The following is a 25,929-nucleotide window of genomic DNA, read 5'->3' on the forward strand; positions in this document are numbered from 1 at the left end:
GCCTGGCTCCAGCGCGGGTGATCGACCTGCGGGTTCACGTTGGCATAAAATCCGTATTCGCTGGCCTGCAGCTGCTTCCAGGTGTTCACGGGCTCCTGCTCCAGCAGGTTGATGCGCACGATCGACTTGATCGACTTGAACCCGTATTTCCACGGCACCACCAGGCGGATCGGCGCGCCGTTCTGGTTGGGCATGGGCTGATCGTACAGACCCGTGGCCAGGATCGTCAGCGGGTGCATCGCCTCGTCCAGACGCAGACCCTCGCGATAGGGCCAGTCCAGAATGGCGCGCTGCTGACCGATCATCTCCTCGGGGCGCACCAGCGTCTCGAACTCGACGAACTTGGCACTGGGCTGGACGCCGACCTTGGCCAGCACGGATGCCAGCGGCACGCCGATCCACGGAACGACCATCGACCACGCCTCGACGCAGCGCAGGCGATAGATGCGTTCCTCCAGCGCGTTGTCGGGGGCCAGATCCTCGACGCCATAGCTGCCGGGGCGGTCGACCAGGCCCGCCACCTCCACGGACCAGGGATCGGTGGTCAACGCGCCCGCATTGCGCGCCGGATCCTCCTTGCCCGTCCCGAATTCGTAGAAGTTGTTGTAGTTGGTGATCTCCTCGAAGGTGTTCGGCGTCTGGTCGGTCGACAGCGGGGACGGGCGTGCATTGATCGTCTGCGCGCGGACCAGTCCGGGCAGGGCCACGGCGGCAGCGCCTGCGGCCATGAATTTTCGACGGTCCAGAAAGATCCTGTGCGGCGTGACGTCAGACCAGTTCAGCTTCATCATGTCCTCCGATCGGGCTGCCCCAACGGGGCGGTACCCTTGCGTTATCGCATGATCCACGCAGGGGGTTGCGCAAATGATGCATCACGTTCGGTTGACTGTTCGCTGCAGGGCACCTGTTCGTTACAGGCGCGGCGCGATTTATTCGACGCGCTCGATCTCGGCCAGGAAGGCGTCGGCGAACCGCTCCATGCGCGGCGCGTCCAGGTGGCGCGCCAGTCCATCGACGCCGGCGGGGCGGCTTTCCGCGATGCGCTTGATCTGGGCGGTCGAACAGGACAGCGGCTTGTCGGTGCCGTCGGGGCCGCGCTGCAGGTCCAGCTGCACGGCCATCAGCCGGTCGAACAGCGCGCCTTCGGGACGCCCGGCCAGAGCGCGCCGTGCCGGGTGCATCTCGGGCTGCGCGCCCGCGATGACCTCCAGGAAGGCGCGGCCAAAACTGTCCAGCTTCTTTGCCCCCACGCCGCCGACCCGCGCCATCTGGTCCAGGTCCTGAGGCCGCTTCTCGGCCATCTCGATCAGGGTGCGGTCGGGGAAAATGACATAGGCCGGCACGCGCGCCGCCTCGGCCAGGGCGCGCCGCTTGGCCTTCAGCGCGGACAGAAGCGGCTCGTCCTCCTCCGATACCTGGGTGCGCAGGACGTTGGCCGGCTTGGCGCCCTTGGTCGTGTCCTCGCGCAGCGTCACGCTCTCCTCGCCGCGCAGGATCGGATGGGCGGTCTCGGTCAGGTGCAGTGCGCCGTGGCGCTCCGGGTCGGGGCGGCACAAGTCCAGCCCCATCATCTGCCGAAAGATCGCCTGCCACTGCCCGCGCCCGTGTTCGCGCCCCACGCCGAAGGTCGGCAACTGGTCATGGCCGCGCTCGCGGACCTTGTCGGTGGTAGTCCCGGTCAGGATGTCGATCAGGTGGCCGCTGCCGAACCACTCGCCGGTGCGCACCATCGCCGACAGCGCCTTTCGGACCGCCAGCGTGCCGTCGAACAGCTTGGGCGGGGTCTGGCACAGGTCGCAATTGCCGCAGTCGCGGTCCATCTCCTCGCCGAAATAGGCCAGCAGGCGGCGGCGGCGACATCCCGTCGCCTCGGCCAGACCCAAAAGCGCGTTCAGACGTGCATGATCCCCGGCCTTGCGGGCACTGTCGCCCAGGCCCTCGTCGATCTGGGTGCGGCGCAGGCGGATGTCGTCGGGACCGTAGAGGGTCAGCGTATCGGCCGGATCGCCGTCGCGGCCCGCACGCCCGATCTCCTGGTAATACCCCTCGATGGATTTCGGCAGGTCGGCATGCAGCACCCACCGGATGTCGGGCTTGTCGATGCCCATGCCGAAGGCCACGGTCGCCACGACGATCAGCCCGTCCTCGGTCTGAAACCGCGCCTCGGCCTCGCGCCGGGCCTCTGCCTCCAGCCCCGCGTGATAGGCGATGGCCGGATGCCCCGCCTCGCGCAGCGCCTGCGCCAGGCTCTCGGTCCGCGCGCGGGCGCCGCAATAGATGATACCCGACTGCCCCCGACGCGCGGCGGCATAGGCCAGGACCTGGGTGCGGGGGCTGTTCTTGGGCTGAAAGGCCAGCCGGATGTTCGGCCGGTCGAACCCGCGCAGGAAGGTCACCGGGGCCTGTCCGTCGAACAGGCGGGTGACGATCTCGGCCCGCGTCTCGACATCGGCAGTGGCGGTGAAGGCCGCCAGCGGCACGTCCAGCGCGCGCTTCAGATCGCCGATGCGCAGATAGTCGGGGCGGAAGTCATGGCCCCATTGGCTGACGCAATGCGCCTCATCGACCGCGATGGCGGTGACGCCCGCCCGGCGCAACAGGTTCACCGTGCCCCCGGATGCCAGCCGTTCGGGCGCCATGTACAGCACCTTCAGCCGCCCGTCGGCGATGGCAGAAAACACCGCGTCGGTTTCGGCCTCGGTATTGCCGCTGGTCAGTGCGCCCGCCTCGACCCCCGCTTCGCGCAGCGCGCGCACCTGATCGCGCATCAGCGCGATCAGCGGAGAGATGACCACCGTCACGCCCTCGCGCATCAGCGCGGGCAGCTGGAAGCACAGCGACTTGCCGCCGCCCGTCGGCATGATCGCCAGCACGTCGCGGCCTGCGGCCACCGCCTCGACGATCTCTTGCTGTCCGGGGCGGAAACCGTCGAATCCCCAGACCTGGCGCAGCAGGTCCGTTGACATCACATGCCGTAGAAGAAGCCCGCGTTGTTCGCCAGGGCGCGCTGCGCGATGATGATGATGATGAAAACGACCAGCGGCGCCAGATCCAGCCCGCCGGTATTGGGCAGGATGTTCCGGATCGGGCGATAGATCGGCTCCAGCAGCCGGTTCAGGCCGTCCCAGATCTGCGCGACCAGCGGCTGGCGCAGGTTCAGCACCTGAAAGTTGATCAGCCAGGACATGATGATGTGCACGATCATGATGAACCACAGGACCTGCAGGATCAGTTGCAGGGCTTCGTACAGGGTTCCCATGGTCGTCTCCTTGGCTGCGCGCGCGTTCGGGCCCTGTATGGCCGCGCGTAAGGCGGGACGCAAGCGGGGCGCGACCGGATGCCGCCGCGTCCGGCTTGACGCCCGCGTGATCGCGGGCCACCCACGGGGCAGAACGAAAGGCCCGCCCCCGAAAGGCCTGCTGACGAAAGGCCCCTCCATGTATCCGCTGATCCGCTTTGCCAAGGAACTGGTCAAGTTCCGCAACGCCCCCGCCCTGGACCCCCTGGGCACGCATGTGTCAACGCACATGTGCTGGCCCTGGGACCTGGACCCCTGGTGGGAGCTGAACAACGGCCGCACCCTGACCCTGTTCGATCTGGGCCGCATCCCGCTGGCGCGGCGGACCGGGCTGGTGCCGGTGCTGCGGGCGAATGGCTGGGGAATCACGGTGGCGGGGAACTCGACCCGCTATCGCCGCCGTGTCCGGGCGTTCGAACGCTTCACCATGATCTCGCGCATGGTGGGCTGGGACGCACGCTTCGTCTATATGGAGCAGTCCATGTGGAAGGGCACGGAATGCTGCAACCAGGTGATGATCCGCTCGGCCGTGACCTCGGCCCAGGGCATCGTCGCCCCCGCCCGCGTCATGGAGGCCCTGGGCCACGCCCCCGACAGCCCGCCCCTGCCCGACTGGATCGCGGCCTGGATCGCGGCGGATGCGACGCGGCCCTGGCCCCCCGTCATCCCGGATGACGCGAAACTTCACTTGCCACTCTGACGGGCTCTGTTCCTTATGGCGGAAAAGCCATGAGGGACGGACATGACGATCGATCGCAGGCGGGTCTGGGGCTGGTGGTTCTTTGACTGGGCCAGCCAGCCCTATCACACGCTGCTGCTGACCTTCGTCTTCTCGATCTACTTCGCCGAGGTCGCGCGCACGCATTTCATCGCCCAGGGCTTTGATGCCGCGCAGGCCGGGGCGCAGGCGCAGGCGCTTTGGGGATACGGGCTGGCCATCGCGGGCGCGGTCATCGCGCTGGCCGCCCCGGTCCTGGGCGCCATCGCGGACAGTTCGGGGCGGCGGATGCCCTGGGTCTGGGTGTTCTCGGCATTCTACGTGGTGGGCGCGGCGGGGCTGTGGACCCTGACCCCCGGCCAGCCGCCGCTGATCCAGGCGATCGTCTTGTTCGGCATCGGCCTGATCGGGGTCGAATTCGCCACCATCTTCACCAATGCCATGCTGCCTGCCCTGGCCCCGCGCGACGAGATCGGCCGCCTGTCCGGGTCGGGCTATGCCTTCGGCTATCTGGGCGGGGTGACGGCGCTGGCCGTGATGCTGCTGCTGTTCGCCGAAACGCCCTCGGGGCGCACGCTGCTGGGCATCCCGCCCCTGTTCAGCCTGGACCCCGCGATGCGCGAAGGTACGCGGTTCGTCGGCCCCCTGACGGCGATCTGGTACGCGGTCTTCATGATCCCCTTCTTCCTGTGGGTCCGCGAACCGGGGCCGGGCCGCCCGGTGCAGGTGGGCCGCGCCTTGCGCGATCTGTGGACGCTGATCCGCAGCCTGCGGCATCGGCGCAGCCTGGCGGCCTGGCTGGCATCATCGATGTTCTCGCGCGACGCGCTGAACGCGCTGTACGGGTTCGGGGGCGTCTATGCGGGGACGGTGCTGGGCTGGCCGGTGTTCCTGGCCGGCGTCTTCGGGGTGGTCAGCGCGATCTCGGCGGCGGTGATCAGCTGGCTGGGCGGGCGTGCGGACCGCGCCTTCGGCCCCCGCGCGGTGATCGTCGCCAGCATCCTGGCGCTGATGGCGGTCTGCATGCTGCTTGTGGGCATGGACCGGACATCCGTCCTGGGCATTGCCACGCCGGATGCGGTCCTGGGCACCCTGCGCCTGCCCGATCTGATCTTCTTTGCCTGCGGGGCGGTGATCGGGGGCGCGGGCGGCGCGCTGCAGGCGGCCAGCCGCACGATGATGGTGCGCCACACCACCCCCGACCGCGCAACCGAGGGTTTCGGGCTTTACGCGCTGTCGGGCAAGGCCACGGCGTTCCTGGCACCCTTCCTGATCGCGCTGACGACCGACCTGACCGGGAATCAGCGCATCGGGTTTCTTCCCCTGATCGTGATCTTTCTTGTCGCGCTGGTTCTGCTAGTGTGGGTGGACCCCGAAGGAGAGACGTCCCCGTGATCCGCAAGACCCTGACCGCCGCCGCCGTCCTGATGGGCCTGGCTTTGCCCGCATCGGCCCAATCCCTGGCCAAGGACGTCTTCGGCGCGTTCCGCACGGCATCGGGCGGGCCGGCCGTGTCGATCGGCAACTATTCCCAAGGTTGCGCGCAGGGTCTGGTGCAGATGCCCGAAAGCGGACCCAGTTGGCAATCCATGCGCCTGTCGCGCAACCGCAACTGGGGCCACCCCGAGATGATCGGCTTTCTGCAGGGCCTGTCGCGGGCGGCGCAGCAGGCCGGGTGGCGGGGCCTCTATATCGGGGACATCAGCCAGCCGCGCGGCGGGCCGATGACCTCGGGCCATGCCAGCCACCAGCTGGGGCTGGATGCCGACATCTGGATGCTGCCGCCCCCGACCCTGGGCCTGTCCCCGCAGCAGCGCGAGAACCTGTCATCCGTGTCGGTCGTCGCGAATGGCGGCACGGCGCTGTCGGGCAACTGGACGGGCGGGCACATGTCGATCATGCGCGCCGCCGCGCGCGATCCCCGCGTCGAACGCATCTTCGTCGATCCCATTGCCAAGGTCGCCATGTGCCAGATGGAAACGGGCAACCGCGACTGGCTGCGCAAGATCCGCCCCATCAACAACCACGACTTCCATTTCCACGTCCGCATGAACTGCCCTGCCGGGTCGATCTGCCAGACGCCGAACCCGATCCCGGCCGGCGACGGCTGCGCCGAGGCGCAGGAATGGATCAACATCCGCATCGACCCCAGCCGCGCCAAGCCCTCGACCCCGGACCCCAACTATCGCCACCCCCGCACCTATCGGATGAGCGACCTGCCAGCCCAATGTTCGACCGTCGCATCGGCGCCCTGACGCTGGCCCTAGCCGGGTCGATCCTTGCCACCGCGCCTGCCCGTGCAGGCGCGGTTCTTGATTATGTCGGCACCTATATCTGGACGATGGACCAATCGACCTTCGGCGGCTTCTCGGCGATCGACATCAGCCCGGACGGCACCGGGTTCCACGCCCTGACCGACCGGGCGCATCTGTACTGGGGCCGGATCGAACGCGATGCCCAGGGCCTGGTGCGCGGCATGTCCGTCGCCGGGCGCACGAACCTGAAGGACAGCAAGGGCCAGCCCCTGCCCCCCGGCTATACCGGCGACAGCGAAGGCATCGCGGTGGGGGCCGACGGCCGCATCCATGTCAGCTTCGAAGGGCTGGACCGGGTCGCGACCTATGATCACCCCGACGCACCCGCCACCACCCATCCCCGCCCGGACCGCCTGCCCGGCATGGGCGTGAACGTGGGGCTGGAGGCGCTGGCCATCGACGACGACGGCACCCTGTTCGCCGTCCCCGAGCGGTCGGGTTCGGAAACCCAGCCCTTTACCATCCTGTCGTTCGACGGCGCCTGGACGGAATACGGCCAGATCCGCCGCGATCCGCGCTGGCGTGCGGTGGGGGCGGATTTCGGGCCCGACGGCTGGTTCTACCTGCTAGAGCGCGATTTCCGCGGCATCCTGGGCTTTGTCTCGCGCGTGCGGCGGATGCGGCTGGAGCCGGGGGTGATCCAGGACGATCAGATCCTGCTGGAGACGCGGCCCCTGCAATACGACAACCTGGAAGGCATCTCGGTCTGGGACGACGGCGTGGGCATGCGGATCACCATGATCTCGGACGACAACTTCCTGTTCGTCCAGCGGACCGAGATCGTCGAATACCGCCTGCGCGATACCGGCCTGCAGGCGCTGCGGAATTGACAAGACCGCCCGCGCGGGCGTAAGGCGCGCGCTGCCCCACCCGTCCGGGGGGCCGAGTTCTTCCGCAACCTTCGCAAAAACGGAAACCCACCGATGATCCGCTTTCTGCCCGGCATCCTTGCCATGGCCGCCATTGTCGTGGCCTCGAACGTCCTGGTCCAGTTCACGGTCGCCACCTGGCTGACCTGGGGGGCCTTCACCTATCCGCTGGCCTTCCTGGTCACGGACGTCATGAACCGCGTCCACGGCGCCGCCGCCGCGCGCCGCGTGGTGCTGGCGGGATTCGTGACCGGGGTCGTCTGGTCGCTGATCGCCGCGGGGATGGATGCCACCACGCTGCGAATCGCCATCGCGTCGGGGGCGGCCTTCCTGGTGGCGCAGATGGTCGACGTGCAGGTCTTCGACACACTGCGTGGCGGGCGCTGGTGGCGGGCGCCGCTGGTCTCGACCCTGCTGGGGTCTGCGCTGGACACGGTGCTGTTCTTCGGAATCGCCTTTGCGGCCGTGCTGCCCGCGGACACCAACACGGGCTGGGCCAACGAGGCGGTTCCGCTGCTTGGCGCGGGACCGTTCAGCCCGCTGTGGGTTTCGCTGGCACTTGCCGACTGGATGGTCAAACTTGGTCTGGCGATACTGGCCCTTGTGCCGTTCCGCATCATCGTCCGCAATTTGTTGGGGCACAGGGCAGAAAGCTGATTGACAGAATTTCGATCTGTGTCAGCCTGTCCCTATACAGCAATCTTTTGAAAGGAGGTGGTCCAGTGTCTAGAGTGATAGTGGAGAGACGTTTCGGAACAGTCGGGGGGACCCCGGCCTGAGGGCAGCCCCAAAGGCCACCACCCCTGGTTGGGACCGGACCTGCGTCCGCCCCTAACCGGACCATCTCCTTGGATCTCGCGGGCCGCCTCTTGCTGGGCGGCCCGTTCCTTTTTGCGCCCCCGTGTCCGGTTTGCGCCATCGTGTCCGGCCGTGCGGCATGGCGCAACGAGAACGGGCGGCCCCGAGGGACCGCCCGCACCGATGTCGTCAGCCTTGCGTCAGGCGCGGACAGGCACCGCGGCCCGGTCGCGATTGGCGCGCATCGCGCCGACCACCACCGCGGCCCAGATCAGCGCCGCCAGCCACCACAGCCCGCCGCCGATCAGCGCCATCCCGATCAGGCCCGCCTGCACCACGTAATACGCCATGGTGATCAGCGTCTTGCGGATGATGTCGCCCTCGCGGTCGGTCAGGCCCACGACGGCGGACGCGGCCACCACGTTGTGCACGCAGACCATGTTGCCCGCAGCGCCGCCCACGGCCTGCAGCACCACCACGATGGTGATCCCCGCAAGATCCAGTCCGATGCCCTGCGCGGCCGAGAACTGGAACAGCGCGAACATCATGTTCGACACGGTGTTCGATCCCGCGATGAACGCGCCCAATGCGCCCACGATCGGCGCGAACAGGGGCCAGCTGGCACCGGTCGCCGCGGCCATCCCCTCGGCCAGGGTGATCGGCATGGACGCCACGCCCTCCGAGCCCGAGTTGATGAACACCTGCACCATCGGCACCGCCAGCAGCAGCGCGGGCGCCGCGGCCAGCATCGTGCGGCCCGAGATCGCCCAGGCCCGGCCGTAATCGCTGCCCCGCATGCGGAACAGCGCGACCGAGATCAGGGATGCGATGATCATCACCGTCCCCGGCGAATAGGCGAACTGCGCGGTCGCGTTGATGCCCGACCCGAACAGGTCGCGCAGCGCCAGCGTGGTGTCCGGCCCGGTCAGCCACGCCTTCAGCGGCGCGATGGTCCGCGTCAGCACCAGCAGCGCCGCGACGATGACATAGGGCATCCATGCCGTCAGCAGGCCGATGCGGCGGTCATCGGGGCCCAGTTCGGCCTGGTCCGGTTCGATGTTGCCCTGCCAGCCTTCGTCCCACTGGGCGCGTGCCGGAAAGTCGAATCTGTCGGACGGCATGAACCAACCGGCCCGCGCGGCGGGCACGACGATCATCAGGCCGATCAGCCCGCCCAGCAGGGACGGGAATTCCGGTCCCAGGATGCGCGCGACCAGCAGATAGGGCATCGTGAAGGCCAGCCCGGCAAAGATCGCGAACTTCCACGCGCGAAAGCCCTTGGCAAAGCTGCGCTCGGTGCCGAAGAATCGCGTCAGCATGCCGACCATCAGCAGCGGGATCAGCACGCCCACCAGCGCATGGACCAGCGCGACCTGCGCGGCCACCACCGGCACGTATTCGGCCAGGGTCAGGGGCGCGATGGCGCTGGCGACCTCGGGGCTGTTGGACAGGCCGGTGTTGATGCCGACCAGCATCGGCGTGCCGACCGCGCCGAAGGACACCGGCGTCGACTGGATGATCAGCGTGACCATGACCGCAGCCATGGCCGGAAAGCCGATCGCCAGCAGCAGCGGCGCCGCCACGGCGGCCGGCGTGCCGAACCCGGACGCGCCCTCGATCATCGACCCGAACATCCATGCGATGATGATCGCCTGGATGCGCCGGTCGGGCGAGATGTCCATGAACCCGCGCCGAATCGTGCGGATCGCCCCCGATTCCTGCACCGTGTACAATAGCAGGATCGCCCCGAACACGATGTAGAGCAGCGTCACCGCCGTCACCAGCCCGTTGACCGTGGCCCCCGCGACCCGCGCCAGCGGCGCCCCCCACAGGAACAGTGCCAGAAGCACCGTGACCACATAGGCGGTCATCATCGACAGCTTGGCCGACCGTCGCATGACGACCAGCAACACAAACACCACCGCGACGGGCAAGGCCGCGGCAATGAACATTATTCCCTGTGACACCCCAACTCCTCCTCGAATTGTCCGCATCATTCGGGACAGGTTCACGGCGGAAAGCAAGAAAAAACCGGTCTGGAAACCAGACCGGTTGCGCAAACGGTGTCGGAACGGTGCGTCAGTCGCGGCGGATCGCGATGGCGATGCCCTGGCCGCCGCCGATGCACATGGTGATCAGCGCGGTGCGCCCGCCCGTGCGCTCCAGCTCGTGGATGGCCTTGACCATCAGGATCGCGCCGGTGGCGCCGACCGGATGGCCCAAGGCGATGGCGCCTCCGTTGGGGTTCACGCGGGCAGGGTCCAGCCCCAGGCCCTTGTTCACCGCCAGGGCCTGGGCGGCAAAGGCCTCGTTCGATTCGATCACGTCGAAATCGCCGGCCTTCAGCCCGGTGCGGGCCATCAGCGCCTCGACCGCGGGGACCGGTCCGATGCCCATCACCTCGGGGCGCACGCCGGCCACGGCATAGCCCAGGATGCGCGCCCGCGGGGTCAGGCCAGCGCGTTCGGCGGCATCCGCCCGTGCCAGGACCAAGGCCGCGGCGCCGTCGTTGATGCCGCTGGCATTGCCCGCGGTCACGCTGCCGCCCTTCTGGAACACAGCCTTCAGGCCCGCCAGCTTCTCCAGGCTGGTGTCCTTGGGGTGCTCGTCCGTGTCAAAGGCCACCATGCACTTGCGCGACTTGACCTCGACCGGGACGATCTGGTCCTTGAAATGGCCTGCCGCGATCGCCGCCGCCGCGCGACGCTGCGATTCCATCGCGAATGCGTCCTGCTGTTCGCGGGTGATGTCATGTTCGGCGGCCACGTTCTCTGCCGTGACGCCCATGTGGCCCGTGCCCATCGGGCAGGTCAGCGCGCCGGTCATCATGTCCAGCATGACCTGGTCGCCCATCTTGGCCCCGAACCGCGCCGAGGGCACGACATAGGGCGACCGGCTCATGCTCTCGGCGCCGCCCGCGACCGCGAAATCGGCGTCGCCCAGCATCAGCGCCTGCGCGGCCGACACGATGGCCTGCGCGCCCGACCCGCACAGACGGTTCACGTTCATCGCGGGCGTGGTGTGCGGGATGCCCGCCTCCAGCATGGCGACGCGCGACAGGTACATGTCGCGGGGTTCGGTGTTGATGACATGGCCGAAGACCACCTGCCCGATCCGGTCGGGGGCGACGCCCGCGCGATCCAGCGCGGCGCGGGTGACGGTGGCGGCCAGCTGAATCGGCGGAACCGCGGCCAGGCTGCCCCCGAAGGTGCCGATGGCGGTGCGCGCGCCGGACAGGATGACGATATCGGATGCGGACATGGGTGGGCCTCCTCTTGCCTTTGGCGACAGTCTGGGCGCGCTGCCCGCGTCCCGCAACCGTGCCGTCGCGGCAAATTGCATGCCTCCGCGCAAGGCGCTATGTTGCGCAGGAATAACGAGAGAGATCCCATGACCCAGACCGGCCCCCGGCTGCGCATCAAGCTGCGCCTGGAATACGACTCGCCCCTGATCCTGGGGCCGGGCAAGGCCGAGCTGCTGGCGCGGATCGGGCGGCTCGGCTCGATCTCGGCCGCCGCGCGCGAGATGGGGATGAGCTACAAGCGCGCCTGGACCCTGGTCGAGGAGATGAACACCGCCTTTGCCGACCCCGTCATCGACAGCGCGCGCGGCGGGGCGGGGGGCGGCGGCGCGACCGTCACCCCCACCGGACAGCAGGTCCTGGCCCATTACCGGGCGCTGGAATCGCTGTTGCTGGATGCGGGGGCCGCGGATCTGATGGCGCTGAACGCCCTGCTGCGGCCCGAGGGATCGGGCTGATCCATCGGCCGGTCCCTGCCCCGCTTCCGGCTTTGTGATTTCACAGGCGGGTGAATTTGCGTAGACTGTCCGCAAAACAAGAGAACGAGGGCAGGATGAACAGGCTACTGAAGCTGGCCATTGTCGGGCTGGTCGCCTCATGCGGGGGCGGCGGGAACTTCAGCGCGCCGCGGCAGCTGGACAACGCGTGCGCGATCACGTCGGAACGACCCGCCTATCTGCGCGCCATGCGCCAGACCGAACGCAAATGGGGCGTGCCGGTCCATGTGCAGATGGCGACCCTGTACCAGGAATCGAAATTCATCGGCGATGCGCGCACCCCGCATCAATACGCGCTTGGCGTCATTCCCATCGGCCGCCAAAGCAGCGCCTTCGGCTATTCCCAGGCACTGGACGGCACCTGGGAGGAGTACCAGCGCGAGACCGGCAACCGTCGCGCCCGGCGCGACAGCATCCGCGACGCGACCGACTTCATGGGCTGGTACATGCATGGCAGCCAGCAGCGGCTTGGCCTGTCCAAGAACGACGCCGCGTCGCAGTACCTGGCCTATCACGAAGGCCGCAGCGGCTTTGCCCGCGGCAGCTATCGCCAGAAAAGCTGGCTGATGCGCGTGGCCGGATCCGTGGGCCAGCGGTCCGAGATGTACCGCCAGCAGCTGGTCGGCTGCCGCCGCGCTTGACGCGGCGCGGGGGCTGGGGCCTTCTGTCCGTCCAACGGCCAGGAGGATCCCCATGTACCGCGTCATCGGCACCGCCAAGTCCCGCGCCCTGCGCGTCCTGTGGATGCTGGAGGAGCTGGGACAGCCTTACGACCACATTCCCGCCAATCCGCGCAGCGACGGCGTGGCCCAGTTCAACCCGGCCGGCAAGGTTCCGGTCCTGATCGACGACGGTACGCCGATCACCGATTCGACCGCGATCCTGACCTATCTGGCCGATCGCCACGGCGATCTGACCCACCCGGCGGGCACCCTGGACCGGGCACGCCAGGACAGCCTGACACAGTTCCTGCTGGACGAATTCGACGCGGCGCTTTGGCTGGCCGCGCGCCACAGCTTTATCCTGCCCGAGGAGATGCGCCTTGGCGCGATCAAGAACACCCTGCGGTGGGAATTCGAGGCCAGCCAGAAGACCCTGGTCCACCGCATGTCCGACGGCCCCTATCTGATGGGAGAGCGGATGACCGTGCCCGACCTGATCCTGGCGCATTGCCTGGACTGGGCGCTGTCGGCGCGGTTCCCGATCGTCGAACACCGCCTGACCGAATACCTGGACCGCATCCGCCAGCGCCCCGCCTATCAGCGGGCCATGGCACGCTAGAGCCTGCGGGCTGCGGCCTGCCCCGCGCGCAGCCCCGTGGCAAGGCAGGTGGTCAGCAGATAGCCGCCTGTCGGCGCCTCCCAGTCCAGCATCTCTCCGGCGGCAAAGACGCCGGGCAGGGCGCGCAGTTCAAGCTCAGACGTCAGCGCCTCCGACCGGATCCCCCCGGCCGACGAGATCGCCCGGTCCAGCCCCATCGGCCCCGCATGGCAAAGCGGCAGCGCCTTGGCCCGCGCGGCCCAGCCCTCGGCGCTGTCCGGCAGGGGGCGCCCCCATTCCAGCAGCAGGCCGACCCGCGCCGGATCGCCCAGGATGCGGCGCAACCAGTTGCCCAGACTCAGCTTGCCACGCGGCTGTGCAAAGCGCCGCGCCAGGGACGCGTGGTCCAGATCGGGGGCCAGATCGACATGGGCCGCCTGCCCGTCGCGGATCGGGGCCGCGACGGCATAGACGCCCCCGCCCTCGATCCCGTCGGGAGTGATGACCCATTCGCCGCGGCTGACGCTGTCGCCTGCGCGGATCGCGACGCCCTTGACCGGCGCGCCGGTCAGCCGCGCCATCGCGGGCGACCAGTCGACCCGGAACCCCATATTGGCCGGACGAAACGGCGCGATGGCGACACCGGCCTCTGCCAGGATCGGCACCCAGGTCGCATCCGACCCCAGCCGCGGCCAGCTGGCCCCGCCCAGGGCCAGCACCGTCACATCGGGCTGCAGCACCCGGCGACCGTCGGGCGTGTTGAAGGCAAAGCCACCGCCCAGCCCGACCCATCGCCAGCGCGACCGCAGCTCGACCCCGCCCGCGCGCAGCCGCGCCAGCCAGGCCCGCAGCAGGGGGGAAGCCTTCATGCCCACCGGAAACACCCGGCCCGTCGATCCCGCAAACAGGGCGATGCCCAGGCCCTGGGCCCAGTCCCGCACCGCCTGCGGGCCGAACGCCCCCGCATCGGTCGCCAGATAATCGCGCCCGTCCGACGCGGCGATCTGGGCGCCAAAGGCCGCCAGCGGTTCGTCGCGGGTCAGGTTCAGGCCGGATTTCCCGGCCATCAGGAACTTGCGCGCGGGCGTGGGCATCGCGTCGACCACCACCACCTGACGGCCGGGCGCCATCAGCGCCTCGGCCGCCATCAGCCCGGCAGGTCCGGCCCCGATCACCAGGGCAAGGGTCACCGCCGCCCCCGCGGCTTCATCGCAAGGCGCAGCAGCGCGCGTTCCACCAGCGGCATCTGCGGTGCGCGGCTGGCGGACCGCAGCGTCATGTCGGTCGACAGCAGCAGCGACACCGCCTCCTCCAGCGGGCCCATGCCCCAGCTTTGCGCCTGGCGGGTCATGCGGTCGCGGCGGGGGCCGAAAACGGGTGGGCGCGCGCGGGCCAGCGCCACCCCCGGCCCCGCCGGGTCGGCAGCGGCCAGGTGCAGCGTGCGGAAATGGCGCAGTGCGCCGATGCATAGGGTGACGGGCGCGATCCCCTGCTGTTCAATCCGCCGCATCAGCGGGCCGAAATCGGCCTCGCGGCGTTCGGCGACGGTGTGGATCAGCTCGTCCAGGTCGGCCTCGATCGTGGCGGGCGCCAGCATGGCGATCTCCTCGACCGTCAGGGGGGCGGGGTCCTGGTACTTGTACAGGCCGATCTTCTCGACCGTCTGGCGCAGATCACCGGGGTCCAGCGCGCGCGCCAGAAGACCCAGTTCGCGCATCGCGTCCCGCGGCACCTCGCGCAGGCCGGCATCCGCCAGCCAGCGGCCGATCTCGTCCTCGGAGGGCGGATCGTCATAGATGGGGGCGGTCACAGCCTGGCCATGCGTCTCGAACAGGCGCCGCAGGGATGACGACTTGGACAGGCTTGCCGCCGTGACCACGATCACCGCATCCCCCTGCCGCCAGCCGGTCAGCGCATCGCGGATCGCGTCGGTGGCCAGATCGGGCGTGTCCTCGACCACGACCACGCGGGGGCCGGGAAAGAACCCCACCTCGCGCACCGCGTCGATCAGCTGGGCCGGGTCCTTCTTCAGACCCCCGCCGGGCATTCGGGTCAGGCGCATCTCCTCGTCGGCCTTTTCGCCGGTCAGGGCGCGCACGACCTCGGCGCGTTTCAGCGCCACGCGCATCGCATCCTGCCCATAGATCAGCACCCCCGGCCGCGAGGGGTCGGGGCGGGCCAGATAGCGCGCGATCTCGGCCCCCTTCAGCAGCATGGATCAGTCCGGCAGGCCGGATGCGGCCGCCAGCAGGCGCGTGACCACCTGATCGGCCAGCATCAGCGCCAGCCGCTCGCGCGCGTCGCCCTCGGCCGCCAGGGTCGAGATCGTGGTCCCGGTGGTAGAATAGGACGTGAAGCTGCTGACGCGTCCCTGGGTGATCATCGCGCCCCCCGGCCCGGTCAGCGCGAAATCGGCGGTGCCGTTCAGCGAATAGCGGGTCGTGACCTCATCGGGCGTGATGGCCTGCGCGACGACGCCCGCGCTGATGCGGTAATCCAGGTCATAGATGGCCACGTCCTCGGGGCCCAACCGTTCGGCCAGGCGCCGGTTGAAGACGAAGTCCAGGGGCGTATCCGGGTCGCGCGGGCGGACCTTGCCAAACAGCTTGCCGCCCCCGCCGCCCGGCCCATAGACCGGCGACAGCCCGCAGGCCGCCAGCCCCGAGACGGCCAGCAGCCCCAGCAGGACCGCGCGGCGATCAGGCGACCACATTGACGATCCGCCCCGGCACCACGATCAGCTTCTTGACCGCCGCACCGTCCAGGAACCGCAGCACGGTGTCGTCGGCCAGCACCAGCGCCTCGATTTCGGACTTGGGCATGGTCTTGGGAACGGTGATCTCGGCCCGGCGCTTGCCGTTGATCTGGATCGGAAGGGTCACGCTGTCGTCCTCCAGCAGGGCCGGGTCCGCCTTTGGCCAGCCCGCATCGACGACCATGCCCTGCCCGCCCGATTTCGACCAGACCTCTTCGGCCAGGTGCGGCACCATCGGCGCCATCAGCTGGGCCATGATCCGCAGGGCCGCACGGCGCGCCTCGCCCCCGGCCTGCGATTTCGCGACCGCGTTGGCCAGTTCATAGAGTTTCGCGACTGCCTTGTTGAAGGCAAAGCCCTCGATCGCCTTGGTGACATCGGCGATGGCGCGGTGCGCCGTGCGCGTCAGGTCGGCGTCGTCGCCCCCTTCGGGAACCTCGTCGGCCAGGCGCCAGACGCGGGACAGGAACTTGAACGCGGCCTCCGCTCCGGCGGCGGTCCATTCGACGTCGCGCTCGGGCGGGCTGTCCGACAGCATGAACCAGCGTGCGGTATCGGCGCCGAAACTTTCGACGATGCTGACCGGATCGACGACGTTCTTCTTGGATTTCGACATCTTCGCGGACGGGATCACCTCGACCGCGGTGCCGTCGGCCAGGCGCCCGTCGGTCACGTCCTCGGGCAGGTGATAGACCGGGCGCCCCCGGTCGTCGGTGGTGCGATAGATCTCGTGCGTGACCATGCCTTGCGTGAACAGCGCGTCGAACGGCTCTCGTGCCGTCTCGGGCAGGTGGCCCGTCCTGACCATCGCGCGGGCGAAGAAGCGCGAATAGAGCAGGTGCAGGATCGCGTGTTCGACGCCGCCGATATACTGGTCGACGTTCATCCAGTATTCCGCATCCGCCCGGTCGGTCGGCGTCGCCGCCCCCGGCGAGGTGAAGCGCGCGTAATACCACGACGAATCGACGAACGTGTCCATCGTGTCGGTCTCGCGCCGCGCCGCGCCTCCGCATTTGGGGCAGGTCGCCTGACGCCAGGTCGGGTGGCGGTCCAGCGGGTTGCCCGGCACGTCGAAACTTACGTCCTGCGGCAGCAGCACGGGCAGGTTCGTTTTCGCCTCGGGCACGGTCCCGCAGCTGTCGCAATGCAGGACCGGGATCGGGCAGCCCCAATAGCGCTGGCGCGAGATGCCCCAGTCGCGCAGGCGGAACTTGGTCACGCCCTCGCCGTATCCCGCGCTTTCCGCATGGGCGATGGCGGCGTCGACGGCGGCCTCTCCGGTCTGATCGGCCGCGCCGCTGAAGCCGCGGACATAGGTCACGGGTTCGGTCTTGGCAGGCACGAAGGGCGCATCCGCCACCAGTGCGTCTGCCTGGTCCTGCGTCATGCCGGGCTGACCAAAGGTCGCGCGGATGGGCAGGCCGTACTTGCGCGCGAATTCATGGTCACGCTCGTCATGCGCCGGGCTGCCGAAGATCGCGCCGGTGCCGTAATCCATCAACACGAAATTCGCGATCCAGATCGGCAGGCGCCAGTCGGGGTCAAGCGGATGCGCGACGGTCAGACCGGTGTCGAAGCCCAGCTTGGGCGCGGTCTCGATGGCTTCCTCGGTCGTGCCGATGCGCTTGCATTCCTCGCGGAAGGCCTCGATCTCGGGGCGGCTGGCCGCCAGCTCCTTGACCAGCGGATGATCCGGCGACAGCGCGACGAAGCTGGCGCCCATCAGCGTGTCGGGACGGGTCGTATAGACCTCGATCGCCTCATGGCCCGCCGGCGCATCGACCGTGCGGAACGTGAACTGCAGCCCGCGCGACCGGCCGATCCAGTTGGCCTGCATCAGGCGCACCTTCTCGGGCCAGCCCGTCAGCCCGTCCAGCGCCTCCAGCAACTCGTCGCTGTAATCGCTGATCCTGAAGAACCACTGCGTCAGCTCGCGCCGTTCCACCGTGGCGCCCGACCGCCAGCCCTTGCCGTCGATCACCTGTTCATTGGCCAGCACGGTCATGTCGACCGGGTCCCAGTTCACCTGCGCCGACTTGCGCGTGATCAGGCCGGCGTCCAGCATGTCCAGGAACAGCGCCTGCTGCTGCGCCACATAGGCGTCGTCGCAGGTCGCGAATTCCCGGCTCCAATCGATGGACAGGCCCAGGGGCTTCAGCTGCTCGCGCATGGTCGCGATGTTGGCATAGGTCCAGTCGCGGGGATGACCGCCCTGCTCCATCGCGGCGTTCTCCGCAGGCATGCCGAAGGCGTCCCAGCCCATCGGGTGCAGCACGCTGAACCCCTGCGCCCGCTTGAACCGCGCGACCACGTCGCCCATCGCATAGTTGCGCACATGGCCCATGTGGATGCGCCCCGACGGATAGGGGAACATCTCCAGCACATAGTATTTCGGGCGCTCGTCGCGGATGGCGGCAAAGGCGTCGGCATCGGCCCAGGCCGTCTGCCAACGGGCTTCGCTTGTCGCGGGATCATAGGGCATGGGGAACCTCGGGCATCATTCGTTGCCCGCAGGGTCTATACGCCCCGCCTGTGCGGGTCCAGATGCGGCCGACCGGACCCCGTCGAATGCGACCGTCCGCGGACATCGCGAAACACCGCCGGATGCCCCGCGATCGGGGTCCCCGATGCGCGGACGCGCCCTTACAGGCGGCCGTCCTGGATGCGCAGCTGGCGGGCGCGGGTCAGGATGGCATCCTCGACCGCGCGGACGGTGCCCGCCTCGACCGCGGCGCCGCCCGGCCCCTGCAGCGCCAGACGCAGGCTGCGCGCATCCAGGGCCGGGTCGCTGATCTGGATCGTCGCACGATAGGACCGCCCCCCGCCCGGAGGCGTGCCGTAGCCGGTCTGGATCACGCCGGTGAACGGATCGACCGTCTGCACCGGCAGAAAGTTCAGCACGTCCAGGCTGGCGTTCCACAGGTACTTGTTCACCCCGACCATCTGGTCCGGGTTGCCCGACCGGATGAACAGGTCCTGGATCAGGGTGCCCCGCTCGGACGGGCGCATGTCGCGGTCGGGAGTGGGGCCCGCGTTTTCCGTCGTGCCGTTGCCGCAGGCCGCCAGGCCCGCGCACAGCGTCGTGACGATCATCAGGCGCGTGGCGCGTGCATAGGTCATCCCAGTCCCCCGGAGGTCAGTTCAATGGTACAATCTCTTGGGGTCAGCATTAGCCCGGATCGGCGCCGCGAAACAAGCGACTTGAGGCGCGGACCCCGTCTGCACGGCCGACGCGGGGCCTGTCCGGACAGGGCGGTCGGGGCAGGTGTGGCCCAAGTGCATCACGGAAATGGGCAAAGAAAACAGCAGACGCGTGATTCCGTTGCATCACAATCGCGAAAGAGTGAAACAAATTGCATACCCAGGGCGGGACAGCTGGCTTGGGCAACAGAGAGACAAGAGGGAACACACCATGAAGAAGGCACTTATCGCCTCGACCGCGCTGGTCCTGACCGCGGGTATCGCCGCTGCAGACGTCACGATCTCGGGTTATGGCCGTACCGGCGTGCTGTACCAAGAAGGCGGCGTGCGCGGTCCGATCGACACCAATGGCGATGCTCCGGGTGGCCTGGTCGATGCCAGCGACGCGATCGTCCAGTCGCGCCTGCGCATGAACATCGACGCGACGACCTCGACCGACCAGGGCGTCGACTTCGGTGGCCGGATCCGCATCCAGTGGGATCAGGGCGATGACGAAACCACCGTCGCACCCGGCTATGTCTACGTGACCGCCAGCGGCCTGACCGTCGAAATCGGTAACTCGAACACCGCCTACGACTCGGCCGCCCTGCTGTACAACTCGGAAATCGGCGTCTACTCGCGCTCGTTCGGCAACTCGCGCGGCGACTTCTTCGCCTACAACACCGACGGCTACCCCACGCTCGCCAACGTGGTCGACGGTGCGATCGATCGCCGCAGCGACTACATGGGCGTCATGGTCAAGTACGCCGTTGCCGGTGTGAACCTGCGCGCGTCGGTCATCGACCCCGACCAGGTGTACGACCTGCCGACCGACACGTCCGAGAAGGAATACAGCGTCTCGGCCGACTACGTCTGGAATGACTCGGTGACGCTGTCGGCAGCCTACGTGAAGAACGGCGCAGGCATCGACGACAACGACCAGTACTTCGTGGGCGCAGAATACGCGTTCAACGACAAGACCGACATCGGCCTGCTGTACATCGACAACGGTGAAGTGCTGGGCGACGACTCGGACCTGGGCAAGACCATCACGCTGTACGGCAGCTACGAGGTTGCTCCGCTGACCACCATCAACGGCTACGTCGCCAACAACAGCGCAGATTCCAACGAAAGCGACAACGCGTTCGGTATCGGCGGTGCGTACGACCTGGGCGGCGCGATGCTGGCCGGTTCGGTTCAGCGCGGCTACGACGAGAACATCACCGCCGACATGGGCGTGCAGTTCAACTTCTGATCCTTCGCGGTCAGACGTCACATGGAAAGAGCGGGCCTTGCGCCCGCTCTTTTCTTTTTGTCAGGTGGGATCATGGGACTGGACGACATCACCCGCCGCATCCGCGCGGCCGAATCCGCCGCAGGGCGCGCCCCGGGCAGCGTCACGCTGATCGCGGTCAGCAAACTGCAACCTTCCGAACGGGTCGCGGGCGTTCTGGCCGCGGGCCACACCGTCTTCGGAGAGAACTACGTTCAGGAGGCGCAGGCCAAGTGGCCGGCCTGGACCGCGGCGCATCCGGGCGTGTCGGTCCACATGATCGGGCCGCTGCAATCGAACAAGGCGCGGGCCGCCGTGCAGCTGTTCGACGCGATCCACACGCTGGACCGCGTGACGCTGGCCCGCAAGCTGGCCGCGCAGATGGCCGAACAGGGCCGCCATCCGCAGCTGTTCGTACAGGTCAATACCGGGGACGAGCCGCAGAAGGCCGGCATCCTGGCGGATGAGCTGCCCGGCTTCCTGGCGTTGTGCGCCGAGCTGTCGCTGTCGCCTGAGGGCCTGATGTGCATCCCGCCCGACGGCGAGGATCCGGCACCGCATTTCACCCTGCTGCGCGACTTGGCGCGCGACCACGGCCTGCCCGGCCTGTCGATGGGCATGAGCGCCGATTTCGAGACCGCCATCGCCCATGGCGCGACCCATGTCCGCGTGGGTTCGGCGATCTTCGGGGCGCGGAACGCTCAGGGCACGTAAAGCGACGTGCCCGGGGGCGCGTGACGCGCGATCCACATCAGGTCGCGGCGGGCAAAGGCGATGCAGCCTTCGGTCCCGAAACCGGGGCGGCGCCACTGGTGCAAGAAGATCGCCGATCCCCGCCCCGGAACCACATCCGCGTTCCAGTCCGTCGTCAGGATCACATCGTACAGCGGGTCGGCGCGGCGCAGCCGTTCGTGGCTGGCCGCAAGCGGCGCGCGGGCGTGCCGGTTATAGGCCGCATGGCCCGGATCGTCGCACCACAGATCGCCCGGCCCGATCACCCGCGCCCAAGGCGCCGGGCGGGCCAGGCGGTCCGGGCGGTACCACAACCCGGTGATGCGATGGCGGCCCGACGGGGTGGCGTGATCGCCCTCGCGCTTGGCGGGGGTGATCCCGGCGCGGCCGATGCTGCAGGGAATGACGCGGCCCAGAAAACGCAGCCCCTGCGGGGTCAGCACCATGCCGGTCACAGCAGATGCCCCGATTTTTCGGCCTTCACATCCAGATAGCCGGTGTTGTGACGGTTGCGCGGCACGATCAGCGCCACCCGTTCGGGGACCGCGATGCCATGGGCCTGCATCATCGCCACCTTGCGCGGGTTGTTGGTCATCAGGCGCACGGCGCCGAAACCCAGCCGTCGCAGCAGCGCCGCGCCGATGCGGAAGTCGCGCTCGTCATCCTCGAATCCCAGGCGGTGGTTCGCCTCGACGGTGTCAAAGCCCTGGTTCTGAAGGTCATAGGCGCGCATCTTGTTGGCCAGCCCGATGCCCCGCCCCTCCTGGTTCAGGTACAGCAGCACCCCCGCCCCCGCCTGCCCCATCGCGGCCAGCGCGGCGTTCAGCTGCGGCCCGCAATCGCATTTCAGGCTGCCCAGCACGTCGCCCGTGAAGCAGGCCGAATGAAGCCGCGCCAGGACGGGCGCGTCGCGGGGCGGGTCGCCGATCTCGATCGCGTAATGCTCCTCTCCACCGTCATCGGGACGGAAGATGTGCAGCCGCGACCGCTCCGCCGACAACAGCGGCAGGCGCGCCGCCGCGACCGGGGCCATCGCGGCCTCGGCCGCAAGCTGCGCCAGAACCGGACCCGCGGGCAGGCGCGTCAGGCCCGGCGGCGCGGGGGCCGCGACAAGCAACATCGCGGGCAGCAGCTGCGCCGATTTCGCCAGCGCCAGCGCCGCGCGATGGGGTCCCGCATCGCCGTCGCGCAGGGTGGTCAGCGGCCCCTTCATCGGGGTCATCAGGTCACCTGCGGGATCGGCCAACGCCCGCAGCCCCGCCAGATCGGCCCCCATGGGCAGCGCAACCCGCGCCAGATCGCCGTCATAGGCGCGCGCCTTGAGCGTTTCGGCCCGCCGTCCGGTCAGGGCCAGGACGGCGGGGCCAAGCGCGCGCAGATCGGCCAGACGCGCGGGCGACAGTGTCTCGACCGCGGCCGCCAGATGGTCGCCCAAGGCCACCGGCAGGCCCATGCGCAGGTCGGCACGGGCGCGGGCGATGGTCTCGGGCAGGGTCGGGATCAGGCTCATGGGGCCACGCATTCTTGAAACAGTCTGAAACATAACGCACCGATCCGACAACTCCATGTGAGGATTCGCACATGGTGCTGGACGGTCCGGGCCGCGACGCCCAACTCATTGCGCAATGACGCAAAGGAGGCAACCATGGCCGGACTGAAGAAGATCCTGCTTGTCGATGACGAGGAAGACCTGCGCGAGGCCCTGGCCGAACAGCTGGTCGCGACCGACGATTTCGACGTGACCGAGGCCGGCAGCGGCGCCGAGGCGGTCGAAGCCACCAAGAACGCGATCTTTGACCTGGTGGTCCTGGATGTCGGCCTGCCCGACACCGACGGGCGCGAGCTGTGCAAGAAGCTGCGCAAGCTGAACGTCAAATGCCCCATCGTGATGCTGACCGGGCATGACACCGATGCCGACACGATCCTGGGCTTGGATGCGGGCGCCAACGACTATGTCACCAAGCCGTTCAAGTTCCCGGTCCTGCTGGCCCGCCTGCGCGCCCAGCTGCGCACGCACGAACAGTCCGAAGACGCGATCTTCCAGCTTGGGCCGTACACGTTCAAGCCGTCGATGAAGATGCTGATCGACACCAAGGACCGCAAGATCCGCCTGACCGAGAAGGAGACCAATATCCTCAAGTTCCTGTACCGCGCACAGGACGGGGTGGTGGCCCGCGACGTGCTGCTGCACGAGGTCTGGGGATACAACGCGGGCGTGACCACGCACACGCTGGAGACGCACATCTATCGCCTGCGCCAGAAGATCGAGCCGGATCCGTCGAACGCGCGCCTTCTGGTCACGGAATCGGGCGGCTATCGCCTGGTCGCCTGAGGCATCGGCGGGTTTCTGCGCAGACAACTTTGCCGGGAACCCAAGCCCTGATGTGACGTTCTGTCCCCGAAGCCCAGTGGTCGGCGGATGCGGCCACACCCCTCCCTCTCTGTTCTGCCCCGGCGTTCCCTGCGCCGGGGCTTCTTTTTTGGGCGGCCGTCCGGTCAGCGTCCGTGCGGCGCGGTCCAGTCCGCGTCCGGACCGATGGGCACGATGCGGTGTGGATTGATCATGTCGTGGCTGTAGTAATAGTGCCGCATGAAATGATCCGGATGGATCGTCCGGGCGACGCCCGGCCACTGGTACAGCTCGCGTGCCCAGCCCCACAGGTTCGGATAGTCGACGATGCGGCGGCGGTTGCACTTGAAATGCGTGTGATAGACGGCATCGAACCGGACGATGGTGGTGAACAGCCGCCAGTCGGCCTCGGTGATGCGGTCGCCGGTCAGATAGCGGTGTTCGGCCAGCAGCCCCTCGATCCCGTCCAGGCTGTCGAACAGCGGATGGACCGCCTTGTCATAGGCCTCCTGGGTGGTGGCGAAGCCCGCCTTGTAGACGCCGTTGTTGACGGTGTCATAAACGCGGTCGTTGATCGCCTTGATGCGCGCGCGCAGGGGTTGGGGCCAGTAATCGTCCGTGTTGCCGGTCACGCCGTCAAAGGCGCTGTTGAACATGCGGATGATGTCGGCGCTTTCGTTCGACACGATCCGGCCGTTCTGGCGGTCCCACAGGACGGGGACGGTGACGCGTCCCGACATGTCGGGCGTGTCCTTCAGATAGACCTGGCGCAGATAGTCCAGGCCGAACTGACGGTCGCCCGTGGCACCGTCGAAATCGGTGCGGAATTCCCAGCCCTCGCTCAGCATCTCGGGGTGGACGACCGAGATGTCGATGTGATCCTCCAGCCCCTTCAGCGCGCGGAAGATCATCGTGCGATGCGCCCAGGGACAGGCATGGCTGACATAGAGGTGATAGCGTCCCGATTCGGCCGCGAACCCGCCGTCGCCCGTCGGCCCCGCCTGACCGTCCGAGGTCACCCAGTTGCGGAACTTGGCCGTGTCGCGCTTGAACTCTCCCCCGGTGCTGTCGGTGTCATACCATTCGTCCTTCCAGACGCCGTCGACCAGCTGGCCCATGTGAACTCCTTTCGGTGATGTGACGGGGCAACGGGCGGGGGGCCGCCTTGTTCCCCGTCACCCGATGGCGCGGTCGCGGGTCTCGATGCGGATCAGCAGCAGGGCCGCCGCCGCCATCAGCAGCAGCACGGCGAAACTGCCGATGGCCAGGCCAAAGCCGCGCGCAAAGACGACGGCCAGAAGGCTGGGCGCCAGGATGCCGCCCAGGCGGGCGACCGCGCTGGCCGTGCCCATGCCCGTGCCGCGCAGATGCGTGGGATAAAGCTCCGGCGTGAACGCATAGAGCGCGCCCCAGGTGCCCAGCAGCGCAAAGCTCATCACGATCAGGGCCGTTGCGACCAGGGCGGGGCTGCTGGCCAGGGCGAACAGGCCGCAGCCCAGGGCCGACAGGACCAGGAAGGCCGCCAGCGTGGGGCGACGGCCCACCGCCTCGACCCCCCAGGCCGCCAGCGCGTATCCGGGCACCTGCGCCAGTGCCAGGATCACCAGGAAGCCGTATCCGCGCACGAAGCCGAAGCCTTCGGTCGCCAGCTGTCCCGGCACCCAGACAAAGACCCCGTAATAGGACAGCGACACCAGGAACCACACCGCCAGCACGCCGATGGTCGCGCGCCGCAGCGGGGCCGCCATGATCGACGCGGCACCTCCCGACGGCACCGGTGCGGGACGCAGATGCGCGTTGGCGGGCAGCGGCATGGCACCGTTCACGGCCAGCACGCGGTCGATGACGGCGCGCGCCTCGGCCTGTCGGCCCTTGCGGACCAGGTACATCGGCGATTCCGGAATCCAGAACCGCAGGAAGAACCCGATCAGCGCCGGCATCGCCGCGACCAGGAAGATCCAGCGCCACGGCGCGACGGCCCCCATGCTGGCGGCGGCCCAGGCCGTCAGGGCCACGACGATGGTGCCCACCGCCCAGAACCCCTCCAGCCAGACCAGCCAGCGGCCGCGGTTCCTGGGCGGCAGGAATTCGGCCATCATCGCATAGTCGACGGGCAGCGTGCCGCCCACCGCGACCCCGGTCAGAAACCGCAGGATCAGCAGCCAGGTGAAATCGCCGGCCATCACCGATGCCAGCCCGAACACCGCGTCCATCGCGACGGTGCCGATCAGCACCCATTTGCGCCCGATCCGGTCGGCCAGTCGGCCGAAGGCAAAGGCGCCGACGAACATGCCCAGGAAGAACACCGTCCCGATCTGCAGCGCGGTCACCCGCTCCAGGCCAAAGGTCGCGGCGACCGAGGGTGCGGCGAAACCCACCGCGATCACCTGCATCGCGTCCGCCGCCCAGACCAGGCCGAAGATGCCCAGCAGGCGCCACTGGAACCGGCCCGTGCCGCCGCGCGTCAGCGCCTCGTCGATGGTCAGTTTCATGGCCGTCCCCCCTTGTCCCAACAGCCCCTTGCATAGCGCGCGGGGATCATATGGCAAGCCTGCGCCTCGACAGGCCGGGGTCGCGCCGCTA

At 68.5% G+C, this 25,929-nt stretch carries 25 protein-coding genes (1 of these 25 running past the window's edge); 11 read left to right on the forward strand and 14 right to left on the reverse strand.

What is annotated here, in order from left to right; genetic code table 11:
- The 3 genes from msrP to SY26_RS21885 form a co-directional block, all read right to left on the reverse strand.
- Nucleotides 1-791, reverse strand: partial view of a protein-methionine-sulfoxide reductase catalytic subunit MsrP gene (gene msrP / locus SY26_RS09700; RefSeq protein WP_045983131.1) — the 5' portion only. 121 nt of this gene lie to the left of the window's left edge; the window shows 791 of its 912 coding nt (coding positions 1-791); it begins with the start codon at nucleotides 789-791; the stop codon falls past the left edge of the window.
- 138 nt (nucleotides 792-929) lie between these two features.
- Nucleotides 930-2,966: a DNA helicase RecQ gene (gene recQ, locus SY26_RS09705; RefSeq protein ID WP_046000376.1), complete on the reverse strand. Its 2,037-nt coding sequence runs from the start codon at nucleotides 2,964-2,966 to the stop codon at nucleotides 930-932.
- Nucleotides 2,966-3,259 carry a YggT family protein gene (locus SY26_RS21885; protein WP_045983133.1) on the reverse strand — a complete coding sequence of 98 codons (294 nt, stop codon included), beginning with the start codon at nucleotides 3,257-3,259 and terminating at the stop codon, nucleotides 2,966-2,968. The genes recQ and SY26_RS21885 overlap by 1 nt, the downstream gene beginning before the upstream one ends.
- 178 nt (nucleotides 3,260-3,437) lie before the next feature.
- Between SY26_RS21885 and SY26_RS09715 the strand changes: the two genes are divergently transcribed.
- The 5 genes from SY26_RS09715 to SY26_RS09735 all read left to right on the forward strand — a co-directional run bounded on the left by SY26_RS09715 (nucleotide 3,438) and on the right by SY26_RS09735 (nucleotide 7,857).
- Nucleotides 3,438-3,998: an acyl-CoA thioesterase gene (locus tag SY26_RS09715; protein ID WP_045983134.1), complete on the forward strand. Its 561-nt coding sequence runs from the start codon at nucleotides 3,438-3,440 to the stop codon at nucleotides 3,996-3,998.
- Between the two features lie 42 nt (nucleotides 3,999-4,040).
- Nucleotides 4,041-5,411: an MFS transporter gene (locus tag SY26_RS09720; protein WP_046000377.1), complete on the forward strand. Its 1,371-nt coding sequence runs from the start codon at nucleotides 4,041-4,043 to the stop codon at nucleotides 5,409-5,411.
- Nucleotides 5,408-6,271: a penicillin-insensitive murein endopeptidase gene (mepA, locus tag SY26_RS09725; RefSeq protein WP_046000378.1), complete on the forward strand. Its 864-nt coding sequence runs from the start codon at nucleotides 5,408-5,410 to the stop codon at nucleotides 6,269-6,271. The genes SY26_RS09720 and mepA overlap by 4 nt, the downstream gene beginning before the upstream one ends.
- Nucleotides 6,244-7,161, forward strand: a complete 918-nt coding sequence (locus SY26_RS09730; RefSeq protein ID WP_046000379.1) for an esterase-like activity of phytase family protein — start codon at nucleotides 6,244-6,246, stop codon at nucleotides 7,159-7,161. The genes mepA and SY26_RS09730 overlap by 28 nt, the downstream gene beginning before the upstream one ends.
- A 93-nt stretch (nucleotides 7,162-7,254) precedes the next feature.
- Nucleotides 7,255-7,857, forward strand: coding sequence for a queuosine precursor transporter (locus SY26_RS09735; RefSeq protein ID WP_046000380.1), 603 nt, complete (start codon nucleotides 7,255-7,257; stop codon nucleotides 7,855-7,857).
- 341 nt (nucleotides 7,858-8,198) lie between these two features.
- On the opposite strand, the gene SY26_RS09740 is transcribed toward SY26_RS09735, so the two are convergent.
- Together SY26_RS09740 and SY26_RS09745 are read right to left on the reverse strand one after the other, a co-directional pair.
- On the reverse strand, nucleotides 8,199-9,965 hold the full coding sequence (locus SY26_RS09740) for an L-lactate permease (RefSeq protein WP_064503552.1): 1,767 nt from the start codon (nucleotides 9,963-9,965) through the stop codon (nucleotides 8,199-8,201).
- A 112-nt stretch (nucleotides 9,966-10,077) separates the two neighbouring features.
- Nucleotides 10,078-11,259: an acetyl-CoA C-acyltransferase family protein gene (locus SY26_RS09745; RefSeq protein ID WP_046000382.1), complete on the reverse strand. Its 1,182-nt coding sequence runs from the start codon at nucleotides 11,257-11,259 to the stop codon at nucleotides 10,078-10,080.
- Between the two features lie 129 nt (nucleotides 11,260-11,388).
- On the opposite strand from SY26_RS09745, the gene SY26_RS09750 reads away from it, so the two are divergent.
- The 3 genes from SY26_RS09750 (at nucleotide 11,389) to SY26_RS09760 (ending at nucleotide 13,077) form a co-directional block, all read left to right on the forward strand.
- On the forward strand, nucleotides 11,389-11,757 hold the full coding sequence (locus SY26_RS09750) for a winged helix-turn-helix domain-containing protein (protein ID WP_045983141.1): 369 nt from the start codon (nucleotides 11,389-11,391) through the stop codon (nucleotides 11,755-11,757).
- A gap of 95 nt (nucleotides 11,758-11,852) precedes the next feature.
- Entirely contained in the window at nucleotides 11,853-12,437 is a 585-nt protein-coding gene (locus SY26_RS09755) for a lytic transglycosylase (protein WP_045983142.1), read from the forward strand.
- Nucleotides 12,438-12,489: 52 nt separating this feature from the next.
- Nucleotides 12,490-13,077 carry a glutathione S-transferase family protein gene (locus SY26_RS09760; RefSeq protein ID WP_046000383.1) on the forward strand — a complete coding sequence of 196 codons (588 nt, stop codon included), beginning with the start codon at nucleotides 12,490-12,492 and terminating at the stop codon, nucleotides 13,075-13,077.
- Here SY26_RS09760 and SY26_RS09765 read toward each other — a convergent pair.
- The 5 genes from SY26_RS09765 to SY26_RS09785 all read right to left on the reverse strand — a co-directional run bounded on the left by SY26_RS09765 (nucleotide 13,074) and on the right by SY26_RS09785 (nucleotide 18,931).
- Entirely contained in the window at nucleotides 13,074-14,246 is a 1,173-nt protein-coding gene (locus tag SY26_RS09765; protein WP_255352870.1) for a TIGR03862 family flavoprotein, read from the reverse strand. The genes SY26_RS09760 and SY26_RS09765 overlap by 4 nt on opposite strands.
- Entirely contained in the window at nucleotides 14,243-15,271 is a 1,029-nt protein-coding gene (gene holA / locus SY26_RS21890) for a DNA polymerase III subunit delta (protein ID WP_046000384.1), read from the reverse strand. Before holA ends, SY26_RS09765 begins: the two co-directional genes overlap by 4 nt.
- 3 nt (nucleotides 15,272-15,274) lie before the next feature.
- Nucleotides 15,275-15,769, reverse strand: a complete 495-nt coding sequence (lptE, locus tag SY26_RS09775; RefSeq protein ID WP_046000385.1) for an LPS assembly lipoprotein LptE — start codon at nucleotides 15,767-15,769, stop codon at nucleotides 15,275-15,277.
- Nucleotides 15,756-18,293: a leucine--tRNA ligase gene (leuS, locus tag SY26_RS09780; protein WP_046000386.1), complete on the reverse strand. Its 2,538-nt coding sequence runs from the start codon at nucleotides 18,291-18,293 to the stop codon at nucleotides 15,756-15,758. The genes lptE and leuS overlap by 14 nt, the downstream gene beginning before the upstream one ends.
- A gap of 161 nt (nucleotides 18,294-18,454) precedes the next feature.
- Entirely contained in the window at nucleotides 18,455-18,931 is a 477-nt protein-coding gene (locus tag SY26_RS09785) for a DUF3576 domain-containing protein (protein ID WP_045983147.1), read from the reverse strand.
- A gap of 292 nt (nucleotides 18,932-19,223) precedes the next feature.
- On the opposite strand from SY26_RS09785, the gene SY26_RS09790 reads away from it, so the two are divergent.
- Together SY26_RS09790 and SY26_RS09795 are read left to right on the forward strand one after the other, a co-directional pair.
- The gene (locus tag SY26_RS09790; RefSeq protein ID WP_046000387.1) at nucleotides 19,224-20,246 is read left to right on the forward strand and encodes a porin; all 1,023 of its coding nucleotides are present in this window, start codon (nucleotides 19,224-19,226) and stop codon (nucleotides 20,244-20,246) included.
- 72 nt (nucleotides 20,247-20,318) lie between these two features.
- Nucleotides 20,319-20,978, forward strand: a complete 660-nt coding sequence (locus tag SY26_RS09795) for a YggS family pyridoxal phosphate-dependent enzyme (RefSeq protein WP_046000388.1) — start codon at nucleotides 20,319-20,321, stop codon at nucleotides 20,976-20,978.
- On the opposite strand, the gene SY26_RS09800 is transcribed toward SY26_RS09795, so the two are convergent.
- Nucleotides 20,966-21,442, reverse strand: coding sequence for a L,D-transpeptidase (locus SY26_RS09800; RefSeq protein WP_046000815.1), 477 nt, complete (start codon nucleotides 21,440-21,442; stop codon nucleotides 20,966-20,968). The two genes, SY26_RS09795 and SY26_RS09800, sit on opposite strands and share 13 nt — an antisense overlap.
- Nucleotides 21,443-21,447: 5 nt before the next feature.
- Nucleotides 21,448-22,506 carry a GTP cyclohydrolase II gene (gene ribA / locus SY26_RS09805; RefSeq protein WP_046000389.1) on the reverse strand — a complete coding sequence of 353 codons (1,059 nt, stop codon included), beginning with the start codon at nucleotides 22,504-22,506 and terminating at the stop codon, nucleotides 21,448-21,450.
- Nucleotides 22,507-22,641: 135 nt separating this feature from the next.
- Here ribA and SY26_RS09810 point away from each other — a divergent pair, with 135 nt between their 5' ends.
- The gene (locus SY26_RS09810) at nucleotides 22,642-23,328 is read left to right on the forward strand and encodes a response regulator transcription factor (RefSeq protein ID WP_042249906.1); all 687 of its coding nucleotides are present in this window, start codon (nucleotides 22,642-22,644) and stop codon (nucleotides 23,326-23,328) included.
- Nucleotides 23,329-23,492: 164 nt separating this feature from the next.
- Here SY26_RS09810 and SY26_RS09815 read toward each other — a convergent pair whose 3' ends face one another.
- Both SY26_RS09815 and SY26_RS09820 read right to left on the reverse strand, forming a co-directional pair.
- Nucleotides 23,493-24,464 (reverse strand): glutathione S-transferase family protein, encoded by a 972-nt coding sequence (locus SY26_RS09815; RefSeq protein ID WP_046000390.1) that lies wholly within the window; start codon nucleotides 24,462-24,464, stop codon nucleotides 23,493-23,495.
- A 57-nt stretch (nucleotides 24,465-24,521) separates the two neighbouring features.
- Nucleotides 24,522-25,838, reverse strand: a complete 1,317-nt coding sequence (locus tag SY26_RS09820) for an MFS transporter (protein ID WP_046000391.1) — start codon at nucleotides 25,836-25,838, stop codon at nucleotides 24,522-24,524.
- Nucleotides 25,839-25,929 lie beyond the last annotated feature (91 nt).

The sequence above is a fragment of the Paracoccus sp. 228 genome (genome assembly GCF_000967825.1).
Lineage (GTDB): Bacteria > Pseudomonadota > Alphaproteobacteria > Rhodobacterales > Rhodobacteraceae > Paracoccus > Paracoccus marcusii.